This is a genomic window from Burkholderia sp. Bp9142 (assembly GCF_003853415.1).
Taxonomy (GTDB): domain Bacteria; phylum Pseudomonadota; class Gammaproteobacteria; order Burkholderiales; family Burkholderiaceae; genus Burkholderia.
The window spans coordinates 40,562-64,342 of sequence record NZ_QTPP01000019.1 but is presented as its reverse complement, the minus strand read 5'-3'; the positions used below and the strand labels follow the sequence as shown (position 1 = coordinate 64,342).

25 protein-coding genes are annotated in these 23,781 nt (G+C 69.5%); 14 read left to right on the top strand and 11 right to left on the bottom strand.

The genetic code is table 11. The annotated features are described in order from the left end of the window. Positions 1–15: 15 nt before the first annotated feature. Entirely contained in the window at positions 16–501 is a 486-nt protein-coding gene (locus DIE22_RS21170; protein ID WP_124497257.1) for an SRPBCC family protein, read from the bottom strand. Continuing rightward, on the bottom strand, positions 464–841 hold the full coding sequence (locus DIE22_RS21165; RefSeq protein ID WP_124497312.1) for an ArsR/SmtB family transcription factor: 378 nt from the start codon (positions 839–841) through the stop codon (positions 464–466). Before DIE22_RS21165 ends, DIE22_RS21170 begins: the two co-directional genes overlap by 38 nt. A 198-nt stretch (positions 842–1,039) precedes the next feature. Here DIE22_RS21165 and DIE22_RS21160 point away from each other — a divergent pair, with 198 nt between their 5' ends. Continuing rightward, positions 1,040–1,570 carry a GNAT family N-acetyltransferase gene (locus DIE22_RS21160; protein ID WP_124497256.1) on the top strand — a complete coding sequence of 177 codons (531 nt, stop codon included), beginning with the start codon at positions 1,040–1,042 and terminating at the stop codon, positions 1,568–1,570. 188 nt (positions 1,571–1,758) lie between these two features. After that, entirely contained in the window at positions 1,759–2,337 is a 579-nt protein-coding gene (locus DIE22_RS21155) for a hypothetical protein (protein WP_124497311.1), read from the top strand. Positions 2,338–2,368: 31 nt separating this feature from the next. Here the strand turns inward: DIE22_RS21155 and DIE22_RS21150 are convergent, their stop codons facing one another. Then, positions 2,369–2,953, bottom strand: coding sequence for a TetR/AcrR family transcriptional regulator (locus DIE22_RS21150; RefSeq protein ID WP_124497255.1), 585 nt, complete (start codon positions 2,951–2,953; stop codon positions 2,369–2,371). Between the two features lie 344 nt (positions 2,954–3,297). Here DIE22_RS21150 and DIE22_RS21145 point away from each other — a divergent pair, with 344 nt between their 5' ends. After that, positions 3,298–4,002: an SDR family oxidoreductase gene (locus DIE22_RS21145; RefSeq protein ID WP_124606035.1), complete on the top strand. Its 705-nt coding sequence runs from the start codon at positions 3,298–3,300 to the stop codon at positions 4,000–4,002. A gap of 55 nt (positions 4,003–4,057) precedes the next feature. On the opposite strand, the gene fabV is transcribed toward DIE22_RS21145, so the two are convergent. Next, a complete protein-coding gene (gene fabV / locus DIE22_RS21140; RefSeq protein WP_124497253.1) occupies positions 4,058–5,260 on the bottom strand; it encodes an enoyl-ACP reductase FabV in 1,203 nt (400 codons plus the stop codon). 208 nt (positions 5,261–5,468) lie between these two features. Here fabV and DIE22_RS21135 point away from each other — a divergent pair, with 208 nt between their 5' ends. The 4 genes from DIE22_RS21135 (at position 5,469) to DIE22_RS21120 (ending at position 8,628) form a co-directional block, all read left to right on the top strand. Next, positions 5,469–6,002 carry a GbsR/MarR family transcriptional regulator gene (locus DIE22_RS21135; RefSeq protein ID WP_124497252.1) on the top strand — a complete coding sequence of 178 codons (534 nt, stop codon included), beginning with the start codon at positions 5,469–5,471 and terminating at the stop codon, positions 6,000–6,002. 141 nt (positions 6,003–6,143) lie between these two features. After that, complete coding sequence (locus DIE22_RS21130) at positions 6,144–7,397, top strand: SDR family oxidoreductase (RefSeq protein WP_124497251.1); 1,254 nt, start codon at positions 6,144–6,146, stop codon at positions 7,395–7,397. Next, positions 7,394–7,864: a DUF2269 domain-containing protein gene (locus DIE22_RS21125; protein ID WP_124497250.1), complete on the top strand. Its 471-nt coding sequence runs from the start codon at positions 7,394–7,396 to the stop codon at positions 7,862–7,864. Before DIE22_RS21130 ends, DIE22_RS21125 begins: the two co-directional genes overlap by 4 nt. Positions 7,865–8,004: 140 nt before the next feature. After that, complete coding sequence (locus DIE22_RS21120) at positions 8,005–8,628, top strand: glutathione S-transferase family protein (protein ID WP_124606034.1); 624 nt, start codon at positions 8,005–8,007, stop codon at positions 8,626–8,628. A gap of 63 nt (positions 8,629–8,691) precedes the next feature. On the opposite strand, the gene DIE22_RS21115 is transcribed toward DIE22_RS21120, so the two are convergent. Continuing rightward, on the bottom strand, positions 8,692–10,095 hold the full coding sequence (locus tag DIE22_RS21115; RefSeq protein ID WP_124497248.1) for a serine hydrolase: 1,404 nt from the start codon (positions 10,093–10,095) through the stop codon (positions 8,692–8,694). Positions 10,096–10,289: 194 nt separating this feature from the next. Further along, a complete protein-coding gene (locus tag DIE22_RS21110; protein WP_185640661.1) occupies positions 10,290–11,468 on the bottom strand; it encodes a hypothetical protein in 1,179 nt (392 codons plus the stop codon). A 288-nt stretch (positions 11,469–11,756) separates the two neighbouring features. Here DIE22_RS21110 and DIE22_RS21105 point away from each other — a divergent pair, with 288 nt between their 5' ends. The 5 genes from DIE22_RS21105 to DIE22_RS21085 all read left to right on the top strand — a co-directional run bounded on the left by DIE22_RS21105 (position 11,757) and on the right by DIE22_RS21085 (position 15,816). Further along, on the top strand, positions 11,757–12,176 hold the full coding sequence (locus DIE22_RS21105) for an HIT family protein (protein ID WP_124497247.1): 420 nt from the start codon (positions 11,757–11,759) through the stop codon (positions 12,174–12,176). 255 nt (positions 12,177–12,431) lie between these two features. Continuing rightward, a complete protein-coding gene (locus tag DIE22_RS38290; protein ID WP_014900893.1) occupies positions 12,432–12,596 on the top strand; it encodes a hypothetical protein in 165 nt (54 codons plus the stop codon). A gap of 163 nt (positions 12,597–12,759) precedes the next feature. Then, positions 12,760–13,419 (top strand): methyltransferase family protein, encoded by a 660-nt coding sequence (locus DIE22_RS21100; protein ID WP_124497246.1) that lies wholly within the window; start codon positions 12,760–12,762, stop codon positions 13,417–13,419. Between the two features lie 378 nt (positions 13,420–13,797). Further along, positions 13,798–14,238, top strand: coding sequence for a hypothetical protein (locus tag DIE22_RS21095; RefSeq protein ID WP_124497245.1), 441 nt, complete (start codon positions 13,798–13,800; stop codon positions 14,236–14,238). Positions 14,239–14,979: 741 nt separating this feature from the next. Continuing rightward, positions 14,980–15,816: a bifunctional allantoicase/(S)-ureidoglycine aminohydrolase gene (locus DIE22_RS21085; RefSeq protein WP_124497243.1), complete on the top strand. Its 837-nt coding sequence runs from the start codon at positions 14,980–14,982 to the stop codon at positions 15,814–15,816. Between the two features lie 97 nt (positions 15,817–15,913). Here DIE22_RS21085 and DIE22_RS21080 read toward each other — a convergent pair whose 3' ends face one another. Next, positions 15,914–16,708, bottom strand: coding sequence for an aminoglycoside phosphotransferase family protein (locus tag DIE22_RS21080; protein ID WP_124606033.1), 795 nt, complete (start codon positions 16,706–16,708; stop codon positions 15,914–15,916). A 237-nt stretch (positions 16,709–16,945) separates the two neighbouring features. Here DIE22_RS21080 and DIE22_RS21075 point away from each other — a divergent pair, with 237 nt between their 5' ends. Both DIE22_RS21075 and DIE22_RS21070 read left to right on the top strand, forming a co-directional pair. Next, positions 16,946–19,060, top strand: a complete 2,115-nt coding sequence (locus DIE22_RS21075; RefSeq protein WP_124606032.1) for a penicillin-binding protein 1A — start codon at positions 16,946–16,948, stop codon at positions 19,058–19,060. A gap of 8 nt (positions 19,061–19,068) precedes the next feature. Further along, positions 19,069–19,680: a trimeric intracellular cation channel family protein gene (locus DIE22_RS21070; protein ID WP_124497240.1), complete on the top strand. Its 612-nt coding sequence runs from the start codon at positions 19,069–19,071 to the stop codon at positions 19,678–19,680. Between the two features lie 137 nt (positions 19,681–19,817). On the opposite strand, the gene DIE22_RS21065 is transcribed toward DIE22_RS21070, so the two are convergent. Genes DIE22_RS21065 through DIE22_RS21050 form a run of 4 tightly spaced genes read right to left on the bottom strand, consistent with a single transcriptional unit; the run spans position 19,818 to position 23,767 of the window. After that, positions 19,818–20,648, bottom strand: a complete 831-nt coding sequence (locus DIE22_RS21065; protein WP_124606031.1) for a heme ABC transporter ATP-binding protein — start codon at positions 20,646–20,648, stop codon at positions 19,818–19,820. Between the two features lie 18 nt (positions 20,649–20,666). Continuing rightward, a complete protein-coding gene (locus tag DIE22_RS21060) occupies positions 20,667–21,755 on the bottom strand; it encodes an iron ABC transporter permease (RefSeq protein WP_124606030.1) in 1,089 nt (362 codons plus the stop codon). Positions 21,756–21,770: 15 nt separating this feature from the next. Beyond that, entirely contained in the window at positions 21,771–22,679 is a 909-nt protein-coding gene (locus DIE22_RS21055; protein ID WP_124606029.1) for a hemin ABC transporter substrate-binding protein, read from the bottom strand. Next, a complete protein-coding gene (locus DIE22_RS21050) occupies positions 22,676–23,767 on the bottom strand; it encodes a hemin-degrading factor (RefSeq protein WP_124606028.1) in 1,092 nt (363 codons plus the stop codon). The genes DIE22_RS21055 and DIE22_RS21050 overlap by 4 nt, the downstream gene beginning before the upstream one ends. Positions 23,768–23,781: the final 14 nt, after the last annotated feature.

Below are 23,781 nucleotides of genomic sequence, written 5' to 3'. Positions count from 1 at the left end.
TACACTCGCCCGCATTCAGCGCAACGCGGCCGCGAATTCGTCGAGTTGCGTGATGCAGGTGTTCCAGCCTTCGAAGAAGCCGAGTGCCTCGTGGCGCTCGCGCGTCGCCGCGTCGGGATGCATCACGCGCGCCTCGTAGCGGCAACCGGCGTCGTCGTCGGCCATCGTGATGATGGCCGTGAAGCCCAGCCACGGCACCTGCGGGCGCCAGCCGCCCGCGAGCATCGACGTGAACGCGATCCGCGCTTCCGGCACGATGTCGAGGAAGCAGCCGGGGTTGTCGCTCGTGCCGCCGTCGGGGCCGCGCATGAACGTGTGGAAGGCGCCGCCCGGGCGCAGGTCGAACGCACGCACTTCGGTGGTCCACGGTTTCGGGCACCACCACTCCTTCAGCAGTTCGGGATCGGTCCAGGCGCGCCAGAGCGCCGGGCGCGGCGCGCGCAGCGTGCGCGTGATGACGAGGTCATGGGCTTCGGCGGGTTCGGCGTGGCTTGCTGACATGCGCGTATTCCTCCTGATGGCGGCGTTCGACGAATTCCACGAGACGATCGGCGCGCGCTTCCCACAGCGCGCGCTGCGCGGCGAGCCATTGCTCGGCTTCCGCCAGCCGGCCGCCGACCAGCTCGCAGGTGCGCGAGCGGCCGGCTTTCCGGGTCTGGACGAGGCCGCTGCGCTCGAGCACCGCAACATGCTTCATGAACGACGGCAACGCCATGTCGAACGGCGCGGCCAGTTCCGAAACGGTCCGCCCGCCGTCGCCGAGCGCGCTGACGATCGCGCAGCGCGTCGGATCGGCGAGTGCGTGGAATACGTCGCTGATACCGGGTTGAAAGTTAGCCATGCGGCTAAGTATAGGCGATGCAACGGGAATTTTCACCGCGTAGGATGATGGGGCGGTAACGCGTCGACCGGGCCGGGCGCCGTGTTGCCGGACACCGACCGCCGGCGCGCATGCTCGACCGCATGCCGGTGTTCCTTGTGGATCCTGGCAGGCGCATGCCACCGAACGCGTGCCGTCCGCGTGATTGCCGGAGAAGATATGACCGAATCCGTTACCGTCCGCCGCGTCGACGCGAGCGAAGCGCGTGCGTGCATCGACGCGCTGGCCGACGTACTGATCGATTGCGTCGAAGGCGGCGCGTCCGTCAGCTTCATGTTGCCGATCGAACGTTCGACGGCCGTCGCGTTCTGGATGCGCGTCGCCGACGGCGTCGCGAGCGGCGAGCGCATCCTGCTGGTCGCCGAGAACGCTGCCGGCCGGATCGTCGGCACCGTGCAGGTCGTGACCGCGCAGCCGGAGAACCAGCCGCACCGCGCGGACATCGCGAAGATGCTCGTGTCCCGTCATGCGCGCCGGCAGGGGATCGCCGCACGGCTGATGGCGGCGGCCGATGACGCCGCGCGCGACGCCGGCAAGACCGTGCTCGTGCTCGACACGGTGACGGGCGGCGATGCCGAGCGCCTGTACGAGCGGGCCGGCTGGCAGCGCGTCGGCGTCGTGCCGAACTATGCGCTGATGCCCGACGGCGCGTTGTGCGCGACCACGTATTTTCACAAGCAGCTCGTGTAACGGGGCGCGATGCGATCGCGATCCGGTTCGCGATCGGCACGCGTGCGGCGGAGCGGGGCCGCAGGCTCGAGGCCGGGCGGAAAGGAAATGCCGGCCGGCGGCAGTGCGGCTCCGATATATTCATGCTGGAACACGCCGCCACAGCACTACTAAAACGCCACCACAACGTCACCCGAACCGCCGCCTCGATGAACCGCTCCCATGTCGCCTTTGCCCTCACGGGCCTGCTCGTCGCGCTGCCGATTGCCGCGTACGCGCTCGTCAAGCCGCTGCGTGTCGTCGCGCCCGCGTTGCTTCCCGGCGTGTCATGCCCGAGCGCGGACATCTGCACGGACGACGCGGCGAAGCTCGGCGCCGCGCAGCAGCTCTATCGCGACGGCTACGCGCGCGCGGCGGCGGCCGTGGGCGCGTTTCGCGACGCGCCGCGCGTCGTGTTCTGCTCGACGCGCGCATGTGCCGACCAGTTCGGTCTCGGCGATCGCGCGGCACTGACGCTCGGGGATTTCGGCGTGGTCGTCGCGCCGCGCGGCTGGCAAGCCTACTTTCTCGCGCACGAACTGATCCATCACCGCCAGGCCGAAGTGCTCGGCAACCTCGCGGTCGCGACCAAGCCGCGCTGGCTGATCGAAGGGATGGCGTATGCGCTCAGCGACGATCCGCGTCATCCGCTGAAGCAACCGTTCGAGTCGTGGCGCACGCAATTCGAAACATGGCATGCCGCGTTGGGCCGGCAGCCGCTGTGGGATGCGGCGAGGGCCGTGGAATAGCGATCGCGCGCGACTGGCGCCCGCCGTGCCGCTACGCCGGCACGGCCGGATCGTCGGGTTGCCCGACGAGCGTGCGCCGCCCCGCGTCGAGGATCTCGTCGGCCAGCGCCGGATCGGTGCCGGCGAGCGCGCGCGACAGCACGAGCGCGCCGACCATCTGGCTGAAGACCGCGATCGCGTCGCGGCGCGTGTCGGCCGCGGCCGCGCCTTCCGCGGCCACCATCCGTTCCAGCCGGTCGAGATACGCGGCGACGCCGTGCGCGTAGCAGGCGCGCGCCGCGTCGGTCAGGCGCGGCGCGTCGCCCGCGAAGCCGGACAGCGGGCAGCCGGCTTCGACATTGTCGCGATGCGCGGTCGACAGGTACGACGTCACCTGTTTCGCGACGCTGCCGGCGTTCGGCGAATCCGCGCGGTCCCGCATGGCCTTCTCCATCACCGCGGCGACCAGCGCATCCTTCGATTTGAAGTGGTTGTAGAAGCCGCCCTGCGTGAAGCCGGCCTCCTTCATCAGCTCCGTCAACCCCACCGCGTCGACGCCGCGCACCCGGAACAGCCGCTCGGCGGCCGCGACGATCGCGTTGCGGTTTTCGGCAGCCTGTTGTCTCGAGACGCCCATCGATCTCTCCCTCATTCCGGCAATTGCATCGATTGAAAAACACAATGGTGATCGCCATTGACGTGCCGGAATTGCGCTGACACAATGCAACCGCAAAGACAATGGTGATCGACATTGACATCAAGTGTAGCCGACTTCGCGAACGAAGCGAAGCGACCGGCGCGGCACGGGTGGAAGCCGGCACCGGTCTTTTGCGCCACGGTGCGCGGGCGGCGGGGCGATCCGGCTCCCGGCGCCGGCGGTGCCGCGATTCGGTACGCGATGGCAGCGTGGTTTTCCACCGGATCCGTTCGCGCGGCGAACCCGCGCGAACGGGATTCATTCACTCGCTGAAAGGAACGATCATGAAGATCGAAGGTGCAGTCGTTTTCGTCACGGGCGCGAACCGCGGGCTTGGCCTCGAGTTCGCGAAGCAGGCGCTCGCACGCGGGGCGCGCAAGGTCTATGCAGGCGCGCGCGACCCGGCCAGCGTGACGCTGCCGGGCGTGGTGCCCGTGAAGCTGGACGTGACCGATCCGGCGGCGGTCGCCGCGGCCGCCGACGCCGCGCGCGACGTCACGCTGCTGATCAACAACGCGGGCATCGCGCGGCTCGGCAGCCTGACCGACGACGGCGCGGTCGACGCATTGCGCGATCACCTCGAAACCAACGTGTTCGGGGTGCTGGCGATGTCGCGCGCGTTCGCGGGAACGCTCGCCGGCCACGGCGGCGGCGCGATCCTGAACGTGTTGTCCGTCGCGAGCTGGATGAACCGGCCGATCCTGTCGGGCTACGGCGTGTCGAAGTCGGCCGCGTGGGCGCTGACCAACGGGCTGCGGCATTCGCTGCGCGAGCAGCGCACGCAGGTGGTCGGGCTGCATGCCGGCTTCATCGATACGGACCTGACGCGCGGTCTCGACGTGCCCAAGGCGACGCCGGCCGACGTCGTGCGCCAGGCGTACGACGCGATCGAATCCGGTGCGGAGGAGGTGTCCACCGACGACTTCACGCGACAGGTGAAGGCCACGCTGTCGGCCGGTGTGTATCTGGACGAGGCGACGCCGCTCTGACGCCGCCCGTGGAAGACCGCCCGCCGCCCGCCCCTGCGCGCGGCGGGCCCGGTCGTCAGACAGTGGTGTCGATGATGCCCGGGATCTTCACGTCCGGGTTCACGTCCGCGTCGTAGTCGACGCCGGCGATCTCGAAGCCGAACAGGCGCAGGAACTCGGTCTTGTAGCCGGCGAAGTCGGTCATCTCGTACAGGTTCTCGTTCGTGACGTTGTCCCACATCGCGACGACCTTGCCCTGCACTTGCGGATCGAGTTCCTTGTAGTCCGCACGCAGACGGCCTGCTTCGTCGACGTGCGGCGTCGCGCCGTACAGGCTGTCCTTCAGGAGCCCGTACACCTGCTCGATGCAGCCTTCGTGCGTGCCTTTCTCCTTCATCACCTTGAACAGCAGCGACAGGTAGAGCGGCATCATCGGAATCGCCGAGCTCGCCTGCGTGACGACGGCCTTCAGCACCGACACGCGCGCATCGCCGCCGTGCGCGGCCAGCGTGTCGCGGATCGACAGCACCTTCTTGTCGAGATCCTTCTTCGCTTCGCCGATCGAGCCGTTCCAGTAGATGTCGTGCGTGATCTGCTCGCCGAGATACGTGAACGCGGTCGTCTTCGCGCCGTCGGCCAGCACGCCGGCTTCATCGAGCGCGTCGATCCACATCTGCCAGTCCTCGCCGCCCATCACGGCGACGGTGCCGTCGATCTCTTCCTGCGTCGCCGGCTCGAGCGAGACTTCGCGGATCACTTCCTTGTCGGTGTCGAGGCCGCGGAACGTGACCGACTTGCCGACCGGCTTGAGCGTCGAGCTGATCGTTTCGCCCGTCTTCGGATGCGTGCGGCGCGGTGCCGCGAGGCTGTAGACGACCAGGTCGACCTTGCCGAGATCCTGCTTGATGGTGTCGATCGTGACCTGCTTGACCTTGTCGGAGAAGGCGTCGCCGTTGATGCTGCGCGCATAGCGCCCCTTTTCCGCGGCGAACTTCTCGAACGCGGCGCTGTTGTACCAGCCGGCGGTGCCCGGCTTCGTCTCGCTGCCGGCGCGCTCGAAGAACACGCCCAGCGTGTCCGCACCCGAGCCGAAGGCGGCCGAGATCCGGGCGGCGAGGCCGTAGCCGGTCGACGCGCCGATCACGAGCACCTTCTTCGGGCCGTTGGCGATCGGGCCGTGCGAAGTCACGTAGTCGATCTGTTCCTTGACGTTGGCTTCGCAGCCGACCGGATGAGTCGTCACGCAGATGAAGCCACGCACGCGCGGTTTGATGATCATGGAAACCTCTGTCTAGTCAGAAAGGCGGGGACGGCCTGAAATCGGAAAAATTCCGCGCATTGTAAAGGAAGCGGGCGGGCACGGAGGGAAAGGCGGGCGGTGACGGCCGTCGCGAACGCCCGGCGGCGGACCGCCGGCGCAGCGATTCACGTCGCCGTCAGTTATTTCTCTCTTGACAGAAATAACTGAAAAAACTAAATTTCCCGACATGGAACTCACACCGATCGCCGAACGATTCATCCTCCACTGGGGCGAAATGGGCTCGCGCTGGGGCGTCAACCGCACCGTCGCGCAGATTCACGCGCTGCTGTACCTGGCCGGGCGGCCGGTCGCGGCCGACGAGATTGCCGAGACGCTCAACGTCGCGCGCTCCAACGTCAGCACCAGCCTGAAGGAACTGCAGGCGTGGCGGCTCGCGAAGGTCGTGCACGTGCTGGGCGATCGCCGCGACCACTTCGAGACGTCGACCGACATCTGGGAACTGTTCAAGCTGATTGTCGAAGGGCGGCGGCAGCGCGAGATCGAACCGACGCTCACGGTGCTGCGCGATTGCCTGACGAGCCCCGAGATCGCCGATGAAAGCCGCGAGACCGAACAGCGCATCCGCGACACGCTGCAGTTCGTCGAGACGCTCACGACCTGGTCGGACGAGATGCTGCGGCTCAAGCCCGACACGCTGATGAAGGCGCTCGGGATCGGCGCGAAGATCAGCCAGGCGGTCAGGCGCAAGTCGTCGAAGTAAGCGGGATCGGACGTGCGGGCACGCAGCCCGCTTTTTTTGAGGTCGTTATTTCTGTAATTACAGAAATAACTGTAGATAGAGGATGAAAATGAACAAGGCCATGCTGTCGATCCGCCGGCATGCCGCACCGCGGAGTGCGACATGAACATCCTCGTCTGCGGCGCGAACGGGTTCATCGGGCGGGCGCTGGGCGCGCGGCTCGAAGCCGGCGGCCATCGCGTGCTGCGCGGCGTGCGGCATGCAGCCGGCCCGCACGACGTCGCGATCGATTTCGCGAAGGATCTCGATCCCGACGCGTGGCTCGCCCGGCTGGACGGTGTCGACGTCGTGATCAATGCGGTCGGGATCCTCGCCGACCGGCGCGATGCGACGCTCGATACCGTGCATCGCGCGGCGCCGTGCGCGCTCTTCACCGCATGCTGCCGCGCCGGCGTGCGACGCGTGATCCAGATCTCGGCGCTGGGCGTCGAGCGCGGCGACACGCCGTATTTCGCCAGCAAGTCCGCCGCCGACACCTTCCTGCAGACGCTGCCGGTCGATTACCGGATCGTGCGGCCCGCGCTCGTCTACGGAACGTCCGGCACGTCGGCACGATTCTTCCGGATGCTCGCGAGCCTGCCCGTGCACGCGTTGCCGGCGGGCGGCCATCAACGGCTGCGCCCCGTGCACGTCGACGATCTCGCCGAACTCGTCGCACGGCTCGTCGATTCGCCGGCGGCCGGCAACCCGGTCATCGACGCGGTCGGCGGCGATGAAGTCGAGTACCGCGACATGCTGAGCAGCTATCGCGCCGCGCTGGGCTTCCCGGCGGCGGCCCGCATTGCGCTGCCGGGCCCGCTGGTCGGCGCGGCGGCCGCGCTGTTCGGCACGATGCCGGGCGCGATGCTGACCCGCGACACGTGGACGATGCTGTGCGGCGGCAACACCGGCGATCCCGCGGCGTTTGCGGCCGTGCTCGGCCGGCCGCCGCGCGGCCTGCGCAGTTTCATCGGCGCCGACGCGATCACGCTGCGCCGCGACGCGCTCGCGATGTGGCGGCGGCCGCTGCTGCTCGGCGCGCTTGCGATCGTCTGGATCTGGACGGCCGTCGTGAGCGCTTTCGTCCACCCGCTGAGCGACAGCCTCGCGATGCTCGCCCGCGCGCACCTGACCGGGCTGCCCGCGCTGATCGCGCTCTACGCGGCCTGCGCGCTGGACTTCGCGTTCGGCGTGGCGACCGTTGCCGCGCCGTCGCGTCGCCTGTGGGCCGCGCAAGGCGCGCTGATCGTCGCGTATTCGGCCGTCATCGCGGTCACGATGCCCGGCCTGCTTGCCGAACCGTTCGGCCCCGTGCTCAAGAACGTGCCGATTCTCGCGATCCTGTTGATCCTTTTTTCAGAAGAAGAACACGTATGAATACCTATCTCGTCGTCAAGGCGCTGCATATCCTGTCCTCGGTGCTGATGGTCGGCACGGGCTTCGGCACCGCGTTCTACCTGTTCTTCGCGAACCGCACGCGCTCGGTGCCGGCGATCGCCGCCGTGTCGCGCCTCGTGGTGCGCGCGGACTGGTGGTTCACGACGCCGGCCGTGCTGTTCCAGCCCGCGTCCGGACTGTGGCTCGCGCATACGGCCGGCTGGCCGTGGGAGACACCGTGGCTCGTCGCGTCGATCGTGCTGTATGCGATCGCGGGCGCGTGCTGGCTGCCGGTCGTGTGGCTGCAGATCGAGCTGGCCGCGATGGCGAAGCTCGCGCACGCGAACGGCGACGCCGCGCTGCCGGCGCGCTACTGGCGCTATGCGAAGCGCTGGGAACTGCTCGGCTATCCGGCGTTTTTCGCGATGCTGACCGTCTATTTCCTGATGGTGCTCAAGCCGATGTGAGCGAGGCGGCGGGCCGGAAACACCGATTTCGTGTGCGGCCCTGTCGATTCCCGCGCGCTCGTGTATAACTTCGACGGGAGCGCGTTCGGGCCGTGTCGCGCGTCCCGATCGCTTCGCATCCGACCTCACAAGGAGCCTGCATGCTGCACATCCTCGGCAAGATCCCGTCCATCAACGTCCGCAAGGTGCTGTGGCTGTGCACCGAGCTGAACCTGCCGTTCGAACAGGAAGACTGGGGCGCGGGCTTTCGCACAACCAACGACCCGACCTACCTCGCGCTGAATCCGAACGGCCTCGTGCCCGTCATCAAGGACGACGACTTCGTGCTGTGGGAGTCGAACACGATCATCCGCTATCTCGCGAACCGCTATGGCGGCGACGCGCTCTATCCGGCCGAGCCGCAGGCACGCGCGCGGGTCGATCAGTGGATCGACTGGCAGGCGTCGGACCTGAACCGTTCGTGGGTCGGCGCGTTCCTCGGCCTCGTGCGCAAGTCGCCCGATCACCAGGACCCGGCGGCGATCGCGCAGTCGATCGCGGGCTGGACGACGCATATGAAGGTGCTGAACGCGCAGCTCGAGGCGACCGGCGCGTTCGTGGCCGGCGATCATTTCACGCTCGCCGACATTCCGATCGGCCTGTCGGTGAACCGCTGGTTCGGCACGCCGTTCGAGCATTCGGACTTCCCGGCGGCGAAGCGCTACATCGAGCGTCTGGCGACGCGCGAAGGCTTCAAGCAGTACGCGGGCAGCGCGAACCCGTAACGCATCGCAGGTCGCGCGGTGCGGCGGCGTGGCGGCCTGATTGCCGCCGCCGCGCCGCGGCCGTCACGAGCCGGATGCCGGTACGGCCTCGAGCACGCGCGCGAGAAACGCCTCGTGATTCCACGCGGATTCCGGCCGCGACAACCCGAGCCGCACGACCACCAGTTCGCGGCTCGGCACCACGCTCACGAACTGGCCTTCATGGCCGACCGCGTGAAACGCGTCGGCCGGCATCGCGCTCGCGTGCGCATCGCGATCGTTGAACGGCTCCGGCACCTTGACCCACAGATGCGCGCCGAATTCCTGGCGCGTCGACAGCGGCGTCGCGCGCGTCAGGTAGCGCACCCAGCCTTCCGGCAGCAGCCGCTGTCCGTCCCACACCCCGTCCTGCAGCAGAAGCTGCCCGAAGCGCGCCCAGTCGCGCGCGCTCGCATACATGAACGACGCGCTGCCGAGCGTGCCGGCCGCATCGGGCTCGAACACCGCGCCGCGCATTCCGAGCGGCGCGAACAGCGCGCGGCGCGGAAACGCAAGGTAGTCGTCCTCGGTGCCGCCCATCGCGTCGCGCATCACGCGTGCGACGATCGCGCTCGTGCCGCTCGAGTAGTACCACTGCGTGCCGGGCTTTGCGGCGAGCGGCTTGGCCGACGCGAAGCGCGCGGTGTCGGGCTGTGTGAACAGCATCACGGCGACGTCGGACAGCGGGTCGTCGTAGTCTTCGTTGAATTGCAGGCCGCTCGTCATCCGCAGCAGCTCGTCGAGCGTGATCGGCGCGCGCGGGTCGCCGCGGTCGCGCCATTCGGGCAGCAGCGCCGACGCCTCCGGCGACAGCTTGTGCCGCGCGACGAGCACGCCGACCAGCGCGGCCGTCACGGTCTTCGTCATCGACCAGCCGGGCAGCGGCGTGTCGGCCGTGAAGCCGGGCGCGTAGCGTTCGGCGATCACCTGCCCGCGCCACATCACGACGACCGCACGGGTGCGCCGCGGCCGTGCCGGATCGGGTTCGTCGAACGCGCGGTCGAGCGCGGCCTGCAGCTTGCGGGAGTCGATGCCGGCGGGCGCGACGGCCGGCGCCGCTTCTTTCGCGGGCGGCGGGTCGGCGACGGGCGGCAGCGCGGCCGGCAGCACGCCGGGCGACGGCCCGAGCGCGAGCGTGCAGCCGAGCCCGGGACGGAAGTCCGCCTCGCGTCGCGCGAAGCCGGCGAAGGTCGCGACGGCGCGATGATGCTCGGGATCGATCGACGGGCGCACCAGTTTCAGCAGCGGATGCACGCCGGCCATGATGTCGACGTCGATCACCGACGCGGCCGGACGGCCCGATACGAACACGCCGGAACACAGCGCCTTCGCGGCATAGCCCGTCGCGATCGGCGCGAGCCGCGACAGCATGTAGCCGGTGTAGCCGAGCGCGGCGACGAGCGCGACCGCGGCACCGCGCAGGATCAGCGATTTGAAGGGAATCGTCATGCGCGAGCGTCCTCGGAGGCGTGCCGGCCGGCAACGATCCGGCAGTGTCGCAGGTTCGGGCAAGCGGTGGCAATCGCGGGGGCGGGCGACGCCGGGCGGCGTCGGTCAGGCGGTATCGTGCCCGGCGTGTGCGAATCGCATGTGTCGCTCGCGCAGGTTCGAACGGGCCGCATGCGGCCCGTTCATGTGGTGCGTCATGGTGCGTTGTTGCCGTCCACGCGCAGTGTCCAGACCGTCGCGGTATTCGTGTTGTCGTCGACGGCCGCGAACTGCGGCTGGCCTCTGCTGCCGTGCCCGAACGCGAGGCCGAATGCCGCGCCCGGCACGGTATCGACCTGCATCTGCGCGACGAAGCGCCCGTCCACCGTGAATTCGACGATCTCGCTCGGTTGCAGCGGGTCGGCGTTGACCGCGTCGCCGTTCGCGGTCACGAGATGGCCGTTCGGCGCGAGCGCCAGGGCGAGCGGGCCGTGCAGGTGCGCCGCGTCGAAGTAGATCATCCGTCCGACGCCACCGTTGCGATTCGTCGACGCGGCGTTCTGGATCGCGAACACCGCGTTGTCGCCGGTGGAGGCGACGTACAGGACGTCGACTTTCGGGTCGTACGCGAGGCCGGTCGGGCCGACGACGAGGGCGTTGGGATCGGTCCGGTTCACGTAGCCTGACGCGATGATGCGCGAGCCTGGCAGCATCGTGACGCCGTCGGTGCCGATCGCCAGTTCGATCCGTGCGACCGTTCCGTTCAGCACGTTCGACACGAACGCGGTCACGCGCGGACCGTGATCGATCACGGTCATGTCCCAGGGCCCGTCGAGCAGCGTGTTGCTGACCAGTTGCGTGACCAGATTGCCTTGCGGCCCGATGACGAGCAGCGAGCCCGGGGCGACCACGGTCTTGCCGTCAGGCGCGGGGACGTTGCCGACCAGCACGAAGCCGCTGCGCAGCACCGTGAGCGCGGTCGTCAGGCCGAGATTGCTGCCCTGGAAGAACGTTGCCGGCGTTTTGCCGGGCGACAGCTTCACGATTGTCGTGCCGGTGCCTTGCGCGTTCGACGCCGAGTTGAAGTTGGACACGACGACGTCGCCCGGTTTCAGCGTGCTCCAGTTCGGCACGCCGCGCGGCACGAACGCGATGCCGTACGGGTTGAGGTCGCCGTTGGCGGGCACGGTCGACGCGGTGACCGACGAGACGACCGGCAGGATGATGTCGCTGCCGCCGGCCCACGCGAAAGCCGACGACAACGCAACCAGCCCGGCACCGCAAGCCGCGCGGCATAGCGTGCGCGCCATCGTGCGACGGGCGTGGGCAAAGAGCGGCAGGTGAGTGGCAAGGACGGGCGGGGCGGGTGAACGACAGGAAGGGAGAGGGTCCATGGCATGACTCCGGTTGATGATCACGAGCAGTCATCCCGGCTGCCGGCCTGCGCAGCCGACGGGTGTCCGGCGCGAGTTCGCGTTCTTGCGGCCCGAACCTGCGCCCGGAGTAAACGCGTCGTGATGGCCGGATATTCCATTCGTCGACGGACATCGCACGCGAGCCGGCGTGCATTGTTCACCGCCATGGCGACACGGCCTGACAAGTTGAAATCCGAACCGCCGTCGGCCGATAATCGTCGGGCATCGTTCCCAGTCAAACCGCAATCGGAAAAATCGGAAAACGCCATGTCCTACGACAACAACAACCCGTTCGCCAGGATCCTGCGCGGCGAACTGCCGTGCGTGAAGGTCGCCGAAGACGACGCGACCCTCGCGATCATGGATCTCATGCCGCAGGCCGACGGTCACGTGCTCGTGATCACGAAGGAGCCGGCCGCGCAGATCTTCGAGCTGTCCGGCGATGCGGCCGCGGCCGGCATCCGCATGACGCAGCGCGTCGCGGCGGCCGTGCGCGCGGCGCTCGGGCCGGACGGCGTGTTCATCGGCCAGTTCAACGGCGCGGCGGCGGGCCAGACGGTCCCGCACGTGCATTTCCACGTGATCCCGCGCTGGGAAGGCGTCGAGTTGCGGATGCATGCGCGCGACATCGCCGACGCGGGCACGCTCGAATCGGTCGCGCAGCGCATCCGCGCACATTTCGTGTAACGCGTGCGCGGCGCGTGGTTCGGTCGGTGCCAGCGGGCGCGCACCGCGACGCCGTTCGCATCTGTTTCAGCGGTCACGCTCGGTAACACGTGTAACCGCGCGCGAAACTCGTCCCGGCTGCCCCGGCGCTAGACTCCGCGCATTGCTTCATCGAGCGACAGGAAGGGCGCGTCCCCCTTTCGTGCCGGCCGTCGCAAGTCGCGACGGCCCGGCGTTCGCAAGGTGTCATGTGTCCTCTTCGCCGGGAATCGAGCCATGTACAAAGTTCTCATCACGTTTGCGCTGATCGCCGGCCTGTCCGGCTGCTACGTCGCACCGCCTTACGGCTACGCACCCGCACCGGCCTACTACGGCTATGCGCCCGCGTATTACGCACCGCCCGTCAGTGTCGGGATCGGCGGCAACTTCCGCATCCGCTGACCACGCGGCGGGCGCGGGCGCCGCCCGCACGTCGATCGACCACGTCGTTCGACGCGCCGCCGCTTCTCGCAAGGACGATTCGCGCGCCGCATGACGGCGCGCCTGCGCATCGCTCGCCCGGGCTCCTATACTTCACAGGAAAGCCCACCCCGGCGAGGCAGCCATGGCCGTGACGCGCAAGGTCGCAATCGTGTCGGGCGTTTCCACGCTCGTCTATCTCGGGCTCGCCGTGCTCGGCATCGGCGGGTTCGCTGCCTTTTTCTCACATCCGCAACTGACCGCCATTGCCGTCGCGACGCTCGCGCTGGCCGTTGCCGCGTTGTTCACCGAAGGCAACCTGAGCGCCGGCGAACGCGAGAACCGCGACAACCGCTGGGTGCTCGCGGCCTTCGCGGTGAGCGGGTTCCTGCTCGCCTATCTGCCCGCGCTGACCGACCGGCTCGACGTGTGGACCTTCGGCGGCGACACGGTGCGCTGGATCGGCGTCGTGCTGTATGCCGCCGGCGGCGTGCTGCGCATCTGGCCCGTGTTCGTGCTCGGCAAGCGCTTCAGCGGGCTCGTCGCGATCCAGCCGGGCCACACGCTGGTGACGAGCGGCATCTATCACCGCATACGCAACCCGAGCTATCTCGGCCTGCTCGTCAATGCGATCGGCTGGGCGTTCGCGTTCCGCTCGGGCGTCGGGCTGCTGCTCGTCGCGCTGACGATGATCCCGCTCGTCGCGCGCATCCGCTCCGAGGAAGCGCTGCTGCGCGCGCAATTCGGCGCCGAATACGACGCGTACTGCGCGCACACCTGGCGGCTGGTTCCGGGCGTGTATTGACCCTCGTTCCCGTTCGGACGGGCGGGGCGGGCTGGTTCCCGCCCCACGACGCGAGCGGATGTGTTGCCACCTGTGTCCGAACCCGCGATGCCGACGCTTCCGGCCGGGTCATCCCGGCCGGTCGATCCTCGCCGGCGCCTTTGCCGGCGGGCTTCGCACGATGTTTCGGCAAGCCTTTCCGAGTCCGCTTCCGGTAAACAACTTGTTACCAGAATGGCGACGGCAAGGGGGCACGACCGGTGCTATTCTTCGCCGCAAGCTCATTGAAATGAATTGGTCCGGGATTCGGCACAATGCCGGCATCGACGCCGATCGGTTCAGATCGACGTATCGAGCGGACCTTCGATAACCAGATTGCGAACAAGGAAGAATACGGGAATGTGGAAGAAAATTGCCCCCACTCTCGTCGTCGCCGTGCTGACCGGCGCGACCGCATTGCCGGCGATGGCCGGTGACATGAACAACGCGCTTGGCGGCGCGCTCGGCGGGGTCGCCGGCGCAGCGGTCGGCGGCGCGGTCGGCGGCAGCACGGGCTCCGTGATCGGCGGCGCGATCGGCGGCGGCGCGGGCGGCGCGGTGACGGCGAACCGTCACGAGCGCACCGGCGCGATCATCGGTGGCGCACTCGGCGGCGGCGCGGGTACCGCGGCCGGCAACGCGATGGGCGGCCGCACGGGCGGCCTGCTGGGCGCGGCAGTCGGCGGTGGCGCCGGCGCGGCGCTCGGCGGCAACCTGTCGCGCAACTCGTACGACGGCGGCTATCGTGGCGATCGCGGCTATCGTCACCGCAAGCATCGCCATCACCGCGACTGGGACTGATCGCCGCGGGCGCGGCACGGTGCGCGGTATGCGCACCGGCGCGCCCGACGCGTCGGCACCCGATCCGACAGCCGGCCCGGCGGCCTCAGCCGGGCCGCCATCGCCGGCAGGACCGGCGGCCTTCATCTCCCTTCATCCCCTTCGGCAGTTCATGCCCAGCCCCGCTCGACGGGTTGGCACGCTCCCTCCCGCTTGACCTTTCCCGCTGGTAGACCACATCGCCCGTTGCACCGACACGCAGCTGGGCAGGTTTGGCAGACACCATTCGATATCGCTGATCGATGCGCACCGGGCGCGCCACCGTTCCCGCGCCCCTGAATGCCGTCCGGCCATCAGGATTTCCCTGATGCGCCGATCGTCCGCGGCACGCGTGCACCGGGCATCGCGGACGCCGGCGGGTAGTGCGAAATCGAATGGATGTCATCGCAACATTTAATTGGTCGATCAGGATCGACTTCGCTATCGTCAACGCTGCCCGCGTACGGAATCGAACCGTGCGGTCCCCCGTGCCCCGCCGCATGACCCCGAGTGTCCGCGGCCCGGCCGCCGGACCCGCAAGCATGGGTCGCCCCGCCCGCTGAACCGGACGGACCCGTCGCGAAGCCTGGCCGACCGAATGAAGGCGCCCGCGCCTTCAAGCCACCCCGGCAACGATGTCCCGCCGCCGCATGCGTGCCCCACGCGCGTGCCGCGCCTGCCGTTGCGACCCGGGGCCGGACCAACCCATTGCCTGGATGCCTTATGTCTAAGACAACGTATTACGCGCCGCATGGCGGCCACCCGCCGCAGACCGATCTGCTGACCGATCGCGCGATGTTCACCGAGGCGTACGCGGTCATTCCGAAGGGCGTGATGCGCGACATCGTCACGAGCTGGCTGCCGTTCTGGACCAGCACGCGCCTGTGGGTGATCGCGCGTCCGCTGTCGGGTTTCGCCGAAACCTTCTCGCAGTACATCGTCGAAGTGAGCCCGGGTGGCGGCAGCGACAAGCCCGAGCAGGACAAGAACGCGGAAGCCGTGCTGTTCGTCGTCGAAGGCGAGGCCGAGCTGACGCTGCAGGGCAAGACGCATGCGCTGAAGCCGGGCGGTTACGCGTTCATTCCGCCGGGCGCCGACTGGACGCTGCACAACGTCAGCGATGCCGCCGTGCGTTTCCACTGGATCCGCAAGCACTATCAGGCCGTCGACGGCATTCCGCTGCCGGAAGCGTTCGTGACCAACGAGCAGGACGTCGAGCCGATCCCGATGCCGGGCACCAACGGCGCATGGGTCACGACGCGCTTCGTCGACATGAGCGACATGCGTCACGACATGCACGTGAACATCGTGACGTTCGAGCCGGGCGGCGTGATTCCGTTCGCCGAGACGCACGTGATGGAGCACGGCCTGTACGTGCTCGAAGGCAAGGCCGTCTATCGCCTGAACCAGGATTGGGTCGAGGTGGAAGCGGGCGACTTCATGTGGCTGCGCGCGTTCTGCCCGCAGGCATGCTATTCGGGCGGCCCTGGCCGCTTCCGCTACCTGCTGTACAAGGATGTGAACCGTCACATGAACCTGACGCTGAATCCCGCGCGCTGAGCGTCGAGGAAGCAGTCGGATGTGAAAGCCCGCCGGTGCAAGCCGGCGGGTTTTTTGTTGGAGATGCGGTTCGATGCGGCCGGCGTGAGCGCGTGTGCTATTCGCCGAGTGCGGCTGCGGCGAGTGCCGCAACCTGCAGCCGCGTATCGGGCGGCAGCTCGGCTTCCATCAGCCAGACCGCGGACAAGCCTGCCCACGCGTGTATCCATTGCAGCAACCGATGCCGGTCGAGCTGCGCCGCCTCGGCGACGAGCATGACGCGACGCTCGAAGCGCGCCGGGTCGACCGCGATGTCGTGCGCGGGATTGCAGAACAGGTTCGCGTAGTCGAACGCACGCTCGCCGCGCAGCCCTTTCGGGTCGATCGCGCGCCAGCCGCGATCGCCGAAATGGAGAATGTTGTCGTGATGGATGTCGCCGTGCAGGACGACTTCGTCGACGGGCGGCACGGCCAGCAGTTGGTGGGCGCGCGTTGCCGAGCGGCGCAGCACGTCGTCGCCCGTGTCGAGCGACAGCAGCGCGTAGAACCAGTCGTGCAAAGGCACGGTTGCGGGCGGCGCCGGTGCGCGATGCGCGTGCAGCCGCGCGACGACGTCGCACGCGATGCGTATCGCATCGTCGTCGTGGCCCGATGCCGAAAAGCCGGCGAGCGTCGGCGCGGGCTGCGCACGTTCGAGCAGGATCGCGTCGCCGTCGTGCAGCCAGACCTGTGCGGCGCCATGCCCGTTCCACCAGGTCATCAGCGCATTGCCGCGCCGCTCTTCGTCGCAGGTGGCGACCTTCAGCATTGCCGGTCGCGCGTGCCAGACGACAGGCAGCAGGCCGCCGCTCGCGGTCAGGATCGGGCCGCCGTCGGGAACGAGGCCCCACAGGCCGAGGTATCGATCGAACATCAGGCGATGGTACAGGCGAAGCGCGTTGCGCGCAGTGCGCCTCGACCGGTCGCGCATCGCGAGCCCGCGCGCGGCGCGTGAACGGCGCCGGCGCGCTTTCCTTAATAAAATTCAGCCAGCCAAACTTTGGCTAAAGAATGTTCCGGTTTCGCGTCATCCCTTCGACAATGCGCGCCTTCCGTGACCGACGGGCGCCGCTCGAGCGCCCGCTGTCGCCGCATCGAAGAAGGAGCCCGCATGACCGACCACACCGCCAACCCGCCACCGTCACCAGCGCCACCTCCCGCATCACCGCGCCGCCGTGGATGGCGCACGCTCGCGGGCGCTGTGCTCGGCCTGACGCTCGCATGCGCGGGCATCGGCGCATGGACGATCGATCGCATCTGGACACAGCTGCCGTCGGTCGAGCATCTCGCCGTCTATCGTCCCGCGCTGCCGCTGCGGGTTTTCTCGCGCGACGGCGACCTTCTGGCCGAATACGGCATCGAGCGTCGCGAGTTCGTGCCGCTCGAACGCATTCCGCCGCTGATGCGCCAGGCGCTGCTCGCGGCCGAGGACGCGAAGTTCTACCAGCACGGCGCGATCGATGTCGGCGGCCTCGCGCGGGCGACGTTCGCGAACGTCGTGACCGGGCAGCCGGGGCAGGGCGGCAGCACGATCACGATGCAGGTCGCACGCAACTTCTACCTGACGCGTGACAAGGTGCTGAGCCGCAAGCTCGCCGAGATCCTGATGGCGATCAAGCTCGAACGCGAATACGGCAAGGACAAGCTGCTCGAGCTGTACATGAACGAAATCTATCTCGGCGAGCGCGCGTATGGGTTCGCGGCGGCCGCGCACGTCTATTTCGGCAAGCCGCTCGACGCGCTGAGCGCGGGCGAAGCGGCCGTGCTCGCCGGGCTGCCGAAGGCGCCGTCGGCGTTCAACCCGGTCGTCAATCCGGCGCGCGCGACCGCGCGACGCAACTACGTGCTCGGCCGCATGCATGCACTCGGCGAGCTCGACGACGCGACGTATCGTGCGGCCGCCGACGCGCCGATCGCGCTCGCGACCACGCCGCCGCCGGGAATCGTCGCCGCGCCGTACGTTGCCGAACGCGCGCGCCGGATGATGGTCGAGCGCTTTCACGACGACGCCTACACGCTCGGCCTCGACGTGACCACGACGATCTCGATGCGCGACCAGCGCGCGGCCGAAGCCGCACTCGCGCGCACGCTGCGCCGCCAGCCCGCGAAACGCGATGCGCGCAACGGGCTCGAAGGCGCGCTCGTGTCGCTGGATGCGGCGACGGGCGACATGCTCGCGCTCGTCGGCGGCGCGGATTTCAACGGCAACGTGTTCGACCACGCATTGCAGGCGTATCGCCAGCCGGGTTCGAGCTTCAAGCCGTTCGTCTATTCGGCGGCGCTCGAGAAGGGCTACTTCCCGGGCGTGCTCGTCGACGATACGCAGCGCACGCTCACGCGTGCGGAAACCGGCGCGCGGCCGTGGCGTCCGCGCAATTTCGGCAACCGCTACGAAGGCTTCATCGCGGTGCGGCGCGGGCTCGTGCGCTCGAAGAACCTTGTTGCCGTCAACCTGATGCAGGCCGCCGACGCGCGCTACGTGCAGCAGCACGCGGTGCACTTCGGCTTCGACGCGCAGCGCAATCCGGCGTCGCTGCCGCTCGCACTTGGCGCGGGCGCCGTGACACCGCTCGAACTGGCGAGTGCATACAGCGTGTTCGCGAACGGCGGGACGCGGATGGAGCCGCGCCTGATCCTGTCGGTGAAGCAGCGTCACGGCGGCGCGATGTACGAGGCCACGGCGCCGGCCGGCGAACGCGTCGTGTCGGCGCGCAACGCGTTCGTGATGGACAGCATGCTGCGCGACGTCGTGAAGGCCGGCACCGCGCGCGGCGCGCTCGCGCTGCGCCGCGACGACGCGGCCGGCAAGACCGGCACGTCGAACGGCTCGAAGGACGTGTGGTTCGCCGGCTATTCGTCGGGCATCGTCGCGGTCGCGTGGCTCGGCTACGACACGCCGCGCCCGTTGGGGCGCGCGACCGGCGCGACGCTCGCGCTGCCGGTCTGGCTCGACTACATGAAGACGGCTGTCGATGGACGTACGCAAATCGACGCGACGCCGCCGCAAGATGTCGCGCTCGTCGATGGCGACTTCGTCTACGCCGAATACACGCGCGGCACGTGCACCGCCGACGTGCCGCCGTTCATCCGCAGCCGCTTCGCGTGCGGCGGGGCGGCGGCGTCCGATGCACCGGACGCGCACGGCAAGCCCGACGAGCCGGTGCCCGCCGCCGTCGATGCGGCCGAACGCGAACGTGTGCTCGACCTGTTTCGTACCGAAGACTGAGGCGCGCGATGCATACGCTTTATCTGATCGCGATCGTCGCGGAAGCGATGTCGGGCGCGCTGATGGGCATGCGGCGCGGGATGGACCGCTTCGGGCTCGCGCTCGTCGGCGCGGTGACCGCGCTCGGCGGCGGCACCGTGCGCGATGTGCTGCTCGGTCACTATCCGCTCGGCTGGATCGCGCATCCCGGGTACCTCGTGATCACGCTGGCCGCGGCGACCGTCGCGTCGTGGGCCGCGCGGCACGTCGCGCGCATGAAGACGCTGTTCGTCACGGTCGACGCGATCGGCCTTGCGGCGTTTACGATCATCGGCTGCGACGTCGGCGCGTCGACGGGCACGGCGCCGATCATCGTCGTGCTGGCCGGTGCGATCACCGGCGTGTGCGGCGGGATGCTGCGCGACCTGCTGTGCAACGAGATGCCGCTGATCCTGCGCGAGGAGCTCTACGCGAGCGTCGCGTTCGTCACGGGCGCGCTGTATGTCGGGATCCAGCATCTCGGCATCGACGCCGGGTTCGCGACGGCAGTCGCGCTGGCGGCGGGCTTCACGATGCGGATGCTTGCCGTGCGGCTCGGATGGAAGATGCGGACCTTCGGCGCGGCGGATGTCGGGCATTGAGCGCGGCCCGCGCGCCGCGATTCAGTCCGGCTGCATCACCTGAAAGGCGTCGCCTTCCGGATCGGCCGGGGGAATCGGCGGTTATCGGCAAGGCAACGCGGGATATCGAACGATGCGACGTCCGTGGGGCGCGTGCGCTACGCGGGCACCATCACCGGCGGCGCACCGTCGCCGGTTTCGACCATCTTTACCGCGAACCCGTAGCACCGCGCGATATGGGCGGGCGTCATCACGTCGCGCGGCGCGCCATGCGCGACGATCGAGCCATCCGCGAGCATTGCGATCGTATCCGCGTGCCGCGCGGCGAGGTTCGGATCGTGGACGATCGCGAGCACGCCGAGCCGCCATTCGCGCGCGACCGTGCGCACGGTATCGAGCAGCCGGTGCTGATGCGCGAGATCGAGCGCGGCGGTCGGCTCGTCGAGCAGCAGGTAGCGCGGGAGCGTTTTTAGCGCGTCGTCGTCCGGCCACAGCTGCGCGAGCACGCGCGCGAACTGCACGCGGGCGAGCTCACCGCCCGACAATGTCGTCACATCGCGGCCGACGAGCGCGTCGGCGCCCGCGCGCTCGAGCGCCTGCCACGCGATGTCGCGATCGCGGTGCGCGATCACGTGCCGCGCGCCGCCGCGCCGCGCATGCGGATAGCGGCCGAGCAGCACGATCTCGTCGACGCTGAACGGAAACGCCGGCTGCGCGGCCTGCGGCAGCACGGCGCGCAGGCGCGCGAGCTGGGGCGCGTCGATGCGTGTGAGCGGCTCGCCGTTCAGCGTGATGTCGCCGGTCACGCGCACGCCGTTCGGCGCGACGCTGCCGGTCAGTTCGCCCGCGAAGGTCTTGAGCAGCGTGCTCTTGCCCGCGCCGTTGCGGCCGAGCAGCGCGGTCACGCGGCCGGGTTCGATCGACAGCGACAGGTTGCGAAGCACGGCGTGGTGCCGGCGGGCGACGTCGAGATGATGGGCGGTCAGCATGATGAGTGGAGTGAAGGGTCAGCCGCCGAGCGCGCCGCGGCTTTTCCACAGCAGCGCGAGAAAGAACGGCGCGCCGAGCAGCGCGGTCAGCACGCCGAGCGGAATCTCGGCGGGCGCGGCGATCGTGCGCGCGGCGAGATCGGCCGCGAGCGTCAGCAGCGCGCCGAGCAGCGCGGCGCCGGGCAGCACGACCCGCTGGTCGGGGCCGCACGCGAGGCGCACGCAGTGCGGCGCGACGAGCCCGATGAAGCCAATGATGCCCGCACACGACACGAGCGCACCGACCGCGAGCGCGACCGCGACGAGCACACGGCGCTTGAGCCGCTGCACCGGCACGCCGAGGTGCAGCGCTTCGGTTTCGCCGAGCTGCAGCGCATTCAGCGCATCGCGTTCGCGCGCGAGCAGCACGCAGCCGATCGCGACGCACGGCGCGACGGCCGCCAGCGCGGACCATTGCGCGCCGCCGAGGCTGCCGAGGCTCCAGAACGTCAGCGAGCGCAACTGCGCATCGTCGGCGACGAACGTGAGCAGCCCGATCGCCGCGCCGACCAGCGCATTGATCGCGATACCGGCGAGCAGCAGCAGCGGCAGCGCGAGGCGGCCGCGCGACGCGGCGAGCCGATAGACGAGCGCCGCGACCGCGAGTGCGCCGGCGAACGCGGCAACGGGCAACGCGGCCGCATGCACGTGCGCGGCGAACAGCGCGGGGCCGAGCACGATCGTCGTCGTCGCGCCGAGCGCCGCGCCGCTCGATACGCCGACGAGCCCCGGATCGGCGAGCGGATTGCGGAACAGCGCCTGCATCGCGGCGCCGGCCGCGCCGAAGCCGCCGCCGACCAGCAGCGCCAGCGCGACGCGCGGCGCGCGGATGTCGAACAGCACGGCGCGCGCTTGCTGTGCGGCAGTTTCCCCGGTCAGCGCGGCCCACGCCTCCGCGAGCGGAATGCGATACGCGCCGACGCACAGCGCGACGACGGACATTGCGCCGACGAGGAGCGCCAGCATCGCCAGCGCGAGCGGCGCATGGCGGCGCGACGTGCCGATGCGTGCGGCGCCGAGGCGAGCGGCGGGCGACGGGGCAGGAAAGGACGAGGCGTGAGCGGGCATCGTGACGATCCGGAATCAGGCGAGCGCATCCGACAGGCGCCGGTGCAGGGTCGTGACGGCGAGCGGCAGGCGCGGGCCGAAGCCGAGCAGGAGCAGCGCGTCGAGCGCGACGACACGCTGCGCGCGGCCGGCCGGCGTCGCGCCGAAACCGGGCGCGGCGAGCAGCGCGGCGCGTCCGCCGACGGCCGCCAGCCCTTCGTCGGAGATCAGCACGACGTCAGGCGCGGCGGCGGCGAGCGCCTCGGTCGTCAGCGGCTTGTAGTGATCGAAGCCCTGCATCGCGTTGCGCGCGCCCGCGTAGCGGATCATCGCGTCGGCGGCCGTGCGCTGGCCGGCGACGAGCGCCTGGTTGCCGGTGTGGTTCAGCACGAACAGCACGCGCGGCGGCTGCGCGCCGCCGGGTACGCGTGCGGCGACCGTATCGCGCGCGGCCTGCCAGTCGCGGTCGAAGCGCTGCAACAGCGCGGTGCCCGCATCACGCACGTCGAGCGCCTGCGCGACGCCGGTGATCTTCGCGCGCACCGAGTCGACGTCGTGGCGCTCGTCGAAGGTCGTCACCGTGACGCCGGCGCTTTTCACCTGCGCGATCGCGGTGGGCGGGCCGGCTTCCGCCGACGCGAGCACGAGGTCGGGACGCAGCGACAGCAGGCCTTCGGCCGACAGCGCGCGCTGGTAGCCGACCTTCGGCAGGCGCTTCGCGGCGTCGGGATACGTGCAGGTCGTATCGGCGCCGACGAGCCGGTAGCCGCGCGTCTCGGCGCCGCCGAGTGCGAATGCCGTTTCCGCGAGCGCGCCGCCGATCACGACGACGCGCTGGGGGGCAGCCTGCGCCAGCGCGCGGCCGGGCAGCGCGCCCGCGAGCGCACCGGCGACCGCGCTCGCCAGCACGACGCGGCGCGCCGGATCGAACGATCGCGCGCTCACCGCGCGTCTCCGTGCGCGGCCGCCGGCAGCGTCGCGACGAGCGCGCGCCAGTCGTCGCGCTCGGGCTTGCCGGGCTTGCGCTCGCCGAACAGCAGCGCGACGTGGTCGCCCTGGCGGTCGAACAGTTCGAGCGACGTGACGATGCCGTCACTCGTCGGCTTCTTCACGACCCACGCGGCGGCGATCAGGTCCTCGCGCACGTGCAGGTTGAAGCCCGGATCGAGCACGTTGATCCACGCGCCGACCTCGCGCACGTTCGCGACAGGGCCCGTGTGGATCTGGATCATCCCCGCGTTGCCGACGAACACCATGATCGGCTGGCCGCTCTGCGCGGCCCGTTCGAGCACGTGGCGCAGTGCGCGCGCCGCTTCGACCGGATACGCGTATTGCGGATCGGCGAGGCGCAGCGCCTGCATGCGGCTCACGCCGAAGCGCTGCGTGATGCCGAAGAACTGGTGCGTGTCGGTCATCGCGTCCCACGCGGCGCGAAAACCCGCGACGTCGATTTCGGTGTCGGCGCGCTCGGGCGTTTTCGGTGCGGCGGGCACGACGTCGAGCCCCGGCTCCTGCGACGCCGCGCGCCAGCGTTCGACGAACGCGTCGTACGCCGCGTGATCGCTGTGCGCGCGCAGATAGACCTTGTGGATCGCGTGGCCTTGCGCGTCGAAGAACTGCAGGCTCCTCAGCGGACCGTGCGCGGTATCGTCGCGCACCGCGAACGCGGACGCCCAGTGACGGTAGAAGATGCGCAGGTCGATGTCGCCGAGCGCGAGGCCGACCGGGCCGTCGTGGCTCATCTGCGCGTATTCGCCGTCCTTCTCGTGGACGGCCGTGTCGTTGCGCGTGAGCGCCATCACGCGGCCGAGGCGCGGCATTTCCTCGAACATCGCCGGAAAGCGCGCGTCGAGCCGCACCACGTGTTCGCCGGCGAACGCGGCGAGCGCTTCGCCTTCGCTGACGCCGAGCGCCTGCGCGACGTCGCGGTTGCGCAGCTGGCGCTCGGTCTTGAGCTTGACGAACGCGTCGCGCAATGCGGCGGGCGCGCGGGCCGGCGTGGCCGGCTGACCGGGAACGGCGGAATGCATCATGTCGGACTCCTTCA